The 5510-nt window shown below is 49.4% G+C and carries 8 protein-coding genes; 4 read left to right on the top strand and 4 right to left on the bottom strand.

The genetic code is table 11. The features are described 5' to 3' along the window. The 3 genes from RQ738_RS12970 to RQ738_RS12960 form a co-directional block, all read left to right on the top strand. A partial coding sequence (locus tag RQ738_RS12970; RefSeq protein WP_314165710.1) for a hypothetical protein occupies positions 1 to 838 on the top strand: 838 nt, incomplete at its 5' end. Beyond that, positions 831 to 1100: a hypothetical protein gene (locus RQ738_RS12965; protein WP_314165708.1), complete on the top strand. Its 270-nt coding sequence runs from the start codon at positions 831 to 833 to the stop codon at positions 1098 to 1100. The genes RQ738_RS12970 and RQ738_RS12965, both read left to right, overlap by 8 nt. Further along, complete coding sequence (locus tag RQ738_RS12960; protein ID WP_314165707.1) at positions 1097 to 1711, top strand: hypothetical protein; 615 nt, start codon at positions 1097 to 1099, stop codon at positions 1709 to 1711. Before RQ738_RS12965 ends, RQ738_RS12960 begins: the two co-directional genes overlap by 4 nt. A gap of 60 nt (positions 1712 to 1771) precedes the next feature. Here the strand turns inward: RQ738_RS12960 and RQ738_RS12955 are convergent, their stop codons facing one another. From RQ738_RS12955 to RQ738_RS12940, 4 genes are all read right to left on the bottom strand, one after another. Continuing rightward, entirely contained in the window at positions 1772 to 2134 is a 363-nt protein-coding gene (locus RQ738_RS12955) for a hypothetical protein (protein WP_314165706.1), read from the bottom strand. Further along, on the bottom strand, positions 2134 to 2505 hold the full coding sequence (locus RQ738_RS12950; protein WP_314165704.1) for a hypothetical protein: 372 nt from the start codon (positions 2503 to 2505) through the stop codon (positions 2134 to 2136). Before RQ738_RS12950 ends, RQ738_RS12955 begins: the two co-directional genes overlap by 1 nt. Before the next feature lie 505 nt (positions 2506 to 3010). Then, positions 3011 to 3625: a hypothetical protein gene (locus RQ738_RS12945; RefSeq protein ID WP_314165702.1), complete on the bottom strand. Its 615-nt coding sequence runs from the start codon at positions 3623 to 3625 to the stop codon at positions 3011 to 3013. Between the two features lie 53 nt (positions 3626 to 3678). Continuing rightward, positions 3679 to 4224, bottom strand: a complete 546-nt coding sequence (locus tag RQ738_RS12940; RefSeq protein ID WP_314165701.1) for an HD domain-containing protein — start codon at positions 4222 to 4224, stop codon at positions 3679 to 3681. 957 nt (positions 4225 to 5181) lie between these two features. Here RQ738_RS12940 and RQ738_RS12935 point away from each other — a divergent pair. Next, positions 5182 to 5510, top strand: a 329-nt coding sequence (locus RQ738_RS12935) for a Fic/DOC family N-terminal domain-containing protein (RefSeq protein WP_314165699.1), incomplete at its 3' end; no start/stop codon positions are given.

The raw sequence follows: 5510 nt of genomic DNA, 5'->3' as shown, positions 1-5510 counted from the left end.
GCGCACGGCCGCGAAGCTGGAAAAGGAGCTACGCCTTAACGTCAAGGCCAGCGTCACCCAGGGGTTGGTCGGGCCGAACGGCATACAGGCGCATGAAGGCAGTATCTGGGACCTACTCAGCAAATGGACCGACCTCGGCTGGAATGAGCTGATCATGGACGACGATAACGAAGGCTCGCACCTGATCTACCGGGCCAAGCCCTACCGGGACCTGGAAAGCGGCAAGCTGATCATGTCGGATGCAGTCGAGCCGGTAACGGTCAAGCTGGACGCGGCCGCCGTGGTCAGTATCGATGTCGAGCGCAACCTGGACCGCGTGTACAACTACTTCCACATAGAGCCCCCGCTGGCGTTATTGAACAGTGCTGGCGATATTAACGTGCAGTCCATGCAAAACGGCTCGGTATTCAAGACCGACATTCCCAACATCAACCCTGTAATTTACGGCATCCGCAAGCTCAGCGAGCGCACGATGATGGCGGCAACGCCCGGCAGCGCCATGCACAAGAATCTTGCAGCCAAAAAAGCCGAAAAAGAAAAGATGGAAACCTGGCTGGAGGCGCGGCGCGATGACCTGGTCAACATCCGCCGCGATAGCGTGGCTCTGGAGACCGGCAACATGGTTTTGCGCGGGGACGAGAAGATCAAGCCCGGCACGTACATCGAGCTGAAGCACGGCAACCTGCGCCCGCAGTATTACACCCAGAACGTCTCCCATGTCTTTGTCGTGCTGGGCAGTTACACCACGGAGATTGATTTCATCCGGGGCACCGGCTTTTCTGAACGGTTGGAGACACCCAATTACTTGCAGGAATATTCCAGAGGTACGTATGGATAGCCGCACAATCCTGTTTAATATCAGGAAAAGCAACAGCACTGCCAGCCGTTGCCGCCTGCCCGCTGTTTTGTCTTATTGGGACTTCCTCGATACTGTTTCGGCCGATCTATTGAAGTCTGAGCAAACACCATCGATTGATGCTGTGCATAGGCTGGGCGTTTCCTACGGCTTTGATGAGGACGTAGCGGCAGAGCACACAGAGAAATTCTTGGTGGCCTTAAGTGACGAGCTGAAGCGACAGCCCGAAGGCGGCCACAGGTGAGTGCAAAAAATAAGCGAGCGAAGGCGCAGACGGAGATCATGCAGGAGATGGTCGACTATGGCTCAGGCCGGGACTGGTCAATTTTATGGCGCCGGAGCTACCCGGACGTGCCGAAGCCAACCTGGTACCGCTGGGTGAACGCGGTCAAGGCCGGTGGCGTTGCTGCCAAAGCGGCGGCAAAGACGGTTAAGGCTAAGTCCGACAGATACAGCAGGCAGGCACCGAAGAAGAGTACCCGGCGGGAACTGACTGCAACCCTGCCTACGGTGGTGAGTCCTAATGATGTGGCCAACACCGGCATTCTTTCAGTGATGGATGAAATCAGAAATGCAGTTGCTCGCGCCAAGCGCGTGCTGGACATGTGCGAGAACTCAGAAGGCAAGCTGCGCAACCCGAAGCTGTTCCTGGAAGCCTCACGGCACAGCATGGAAGCGCTGCGCACCGCTGCGATCGTCGCTAACCAAATGATGGACGCGCAACAAACTGAGCGCTTTCACCAGGCAGTGATTGATTGCATTGAAGAGACCGACCGGGACACGGCTGAGCGCATCCTACGCCGCCTGAAGGATCTGAACGTGACCTGGCGCACCGGCCTGGTCTCAGGTCAGTGAGTCTCAGGCCTAAGTCTCAGTCCAGGTCTCATTCCATGGCCACAATGAGACCGGGGAACGCTACCCGCTGGAGGATGCCGGTAAGCCGATCATCTTCATAATATCCCACTGCCCTTCGCCTACCGCATGGCGGTATGCGGTTACCCCATCTACTGCGTAGCCGTCAATCCACTCTTGTTCATGCGATTCCATGGCTAATTGACCTTCCAGCTCACTCAGCTTATCCATAGTGAGGTGTGAGGCGATCAGTCCCGCCTCCAGCATCATCCGCTGATCGAAACCAATCACATGCCCGGCCATATCGGCGCTGAGCACGCATCTAAAGGCGGCCTCCATACGGTATGTGGCATCGAACAAGGTCTGGATTATTGGCCGAAGGTCGCCGGGCTGGGCATCGGTGTCTATCAGTGTTTTAGCAGTCATCATATGCCCCCTGACAGGGCGTTGTCGCGTGTGTTGATGGCTTTCACTTCTGATCCTTCGACAATTTGCATAGCCTGTTCAATCAGGCCCTGTATGCACCATACCGAATTTATGATGGTTTCGTGGCTCATCTCGAAGTTGCCTTGCCCGCCATTGTGTATAACCAGATTCGCCACGGCATTAGCCTGGGCCAATGTCATATTTAAATCGTCGTGTGTACTATCGTATTTATTTATGGGCAGGTCTGTCGCACCGGGCTGAGCATTCTCTTTGCTGAACCGTGTTTCGTCTACGATGCGCCTGATCTTGTTTATTACTGCGGTATCTTTTGGGGTCGGGAATGTATCAGTGGTATTATCTTGGGTAGCCATTATCGCCTCCATGGGGTGATGATTGGTTAGGCCATTACCGGGCGTTGCCGCGCCTGGTGTGGCCGATTACTTATTGAAGTAACTGTGGTCAATATACCCTTGAGACCTCCGAAATGTCAACCCAAATATACAGATAAGTTGTTGTTTATGTTAGTGGTATTAAATAACTACCATTCCACAGCTTTTTATATATAACCGTCTGGTACGGTCATGGAAAGCGGCATTGCCTTTCTCACACTCAATCTCGAAATCAAAAAAAAGCCCGCCATCTGATTAAGATAAACGGGCAAAGCCACTGAATTAGGAGATCCGGTAGGGTTTAACTCTACGATCACGATACTGTCTCATTCAGAGCACCGCGCCCCTTGGCCAGCGTATCAGCAAAGCGTTGTTTAAGCCGGTCATTGTCCACTGCACACCCGGAGACCGTCCAGCGTAGCCAGCCCAATCAAGACTGTTGTTTCTGTAAGATTAAAAATCACTATAAGTTTTTTTCTCTTTCTTCTTAGATCAACTTATCCAACCAATCAGTAAATTCCTGATCAACATCTAGGGAGCATGGTGGTATTTCAGTCCAGCTACAACGGCAGTAACCATGCCCCTCTGCTTCATCATAACAATCTGTCGTACATCCTGGGTGTGGTATTACTATTGGTGATGACCTACTATCATCAGGTTTCTGGTATTCCATAATTAAATAATCAACAGGGTAAGTTTTTCCAGATATGACCTCCTTGCATGTATTGCACCCGTTATATGCTGTAGTTCCACGGACGTGCGTAATGCCTTTATTTTTTGCCTCAAGAAGCTCCTTTAATGTACGTATATTTCTGAATATCTGAGGATATTCAACCTTTACTGGTGGATTATCAATATTGTTTCTGATGCATTTACCAAGATTGATAACAACATTCTCATAATCTTTATTCGTTCTGATAACTGCAACTGGCTTAAACTGGTTAATAACATATTGCGCATATAGTCGATGGTAATCTGAGTCACTATCGTCCATCAGTCTCAATTCACGTTCAACCCAAAACATCATTTCCTCAGGCCATGGCTCCCATTTTTTGTAGGGTTTAATTAGCCCTGCCAACCAAGCCTTGAGCATAGTTTTCAAGATCAGCTCGCACTTACAAACCGATTTCCCATGCTTCAATAAATCTATCTTTATCAGACATTCTTAATGCCCTCCCTTCCATTTGCCAGCACATCAACAAATCGCTGCTTAAGTTGATCATTGTCGACATTACATCCAGCCACTACGGTCTCAGCCCAGCCCAAATACTGCATACGGCGCTCAGTGCTCCAGTCAGGCGGTGGGCTATGGGTAATGTCTGTGATATTGGCAATCTTGTCGCAGACCTTCACCAGAGCAGCGCCCGGTGACAATCCGGGGGCGTGCTCAACCTGCAACCGCTTACGCTCCGCCTTGGGCAACTCTTTGTCGTCAGTCAGTTCCTGGACCATTTTGCAGACACGTTCACCGAAAGCCGCCAATAACTCAGCAGGCACCGTTTCCGTGTCTTCCAGCGTATCGTGCAACAAAGCCGCTGCTATGACCTCGGGATCGGCAATACCGGCCAGGGTGAGCTCATGCGCCACGGTGACCGGGTGAATGATGTAAGGGGATGCCGCGTGATCTTTGCGGCGCTGGTCTCTGTGCTTTAATGCTGCGAACTGAGTTGCCCTGAGGATGAGGGCTGAAGGTTCTTCCATAACAGTCTCCTTGAATTGACCGGATTTGAATTTAACATAACAAAACGGTCGTGCAAGATAAGAAATTCAAGGCAATAAATTAATTTAGAACTTTAGCCATGGCGCACCCATGGCGCACCCATGGCGCACCACCTAAGACAAAAGACAACAAAAGACGAAAGGTAACAAGACGAAATAAATTACAACTTATTGTATTTGTAGCAGTTATTGATTGTTGCTTATTGGGGTTTTTAGGAAAAGGCAGATTGAAAATCCGCGTGTCCCTGGTTCAATTCCAGGTTCGGCCACCATTTTCTACCTTCGTTTTAAAACTCTCCCAGTTTATATATCTTCAGACTTGATCCGAATTGAACCAGGCCTGATTCAATTGCTCAGCACGTCCGTGTGCTTCGGCCTTCGGCCCATGCCGCTAAAAATGCGACATGTCCAAATTTTGCTCCCGGCAAATTTGTCCAGGTTCGGTCACCATTTTTTACCTCCGCTTTAAAATTTTCCCAGTTTATACATTCTCAGACTTGATCCGAATTGAACCAGGCCTGGCTCAATGGCTCAGTACATCCGTGTGGTTACAAATTACGTCCTGTAATTTGCCTTGCAGGCTGGTCTGCGACCATTCAATTTTGCTCCCGGCAAAATTAGTCGGCCTTCGGCCCATGCCGCCAAAAACGCGGCATGTCCAAATTTTGCTCCCGGCAAATTTGTCCAGGTTCGGCCACCATTTTTTTACATCCGCTAGTATGACGCACCGCAGTAATTCTGGATCAACTGGAAGCGCTGGAGTCAGAGATTCTTAATAACGTTAAAGAACCAATGGGTATGCTTTAATCTATAAGTTTTCGACATAAGAGAATCGTTATATCGAAAACGTGGCTAGTATTTGACATAAGGTGATTAAGGAGCTAGATTTCGACATAAGAAAATTGTTATATCGAAAACCTGTATGGAATTTGACATTAAATGAATATATGTGACTTTAAGGCTGGTAAATATCAGCAGCAATATGAGTACAAGAGCTTCTTACCGGAACAAATCAATCATGCCTGGGCGATCAGTGACGGAGAAGTTCAGCGTTTGCTTAGTGATGCTGATCGTGTATTAGGGGAATTAAGTGCCTTTTCCCAATTGATACCTAATGTGGATTATTTCATCCGTATGCACATTACCAAAGAAGCCACACAATCAAGCCGTATAGAAGGCACGCGAACCAACATGGAAGAAGCGCTGCTGGATGAGAGCGACATTGAGCCAGAAAAGAAAGATGACTGGGAAGAAGTGCAGAACTATAT

Origin of the sequence: Sulfuriflexus sp. (genome assembly GCF_032250955.1) — a bacterium.
GTDB lineage: Bacteria > Pseudomonadota > Gammaproteobacteria > AKS1 > AKS1 > Sulfuriflexus.
Note: the sequence above shows the minus strand (reverse complement) of the source record. Positions and strands in the feature narration are given on the sequence as shown.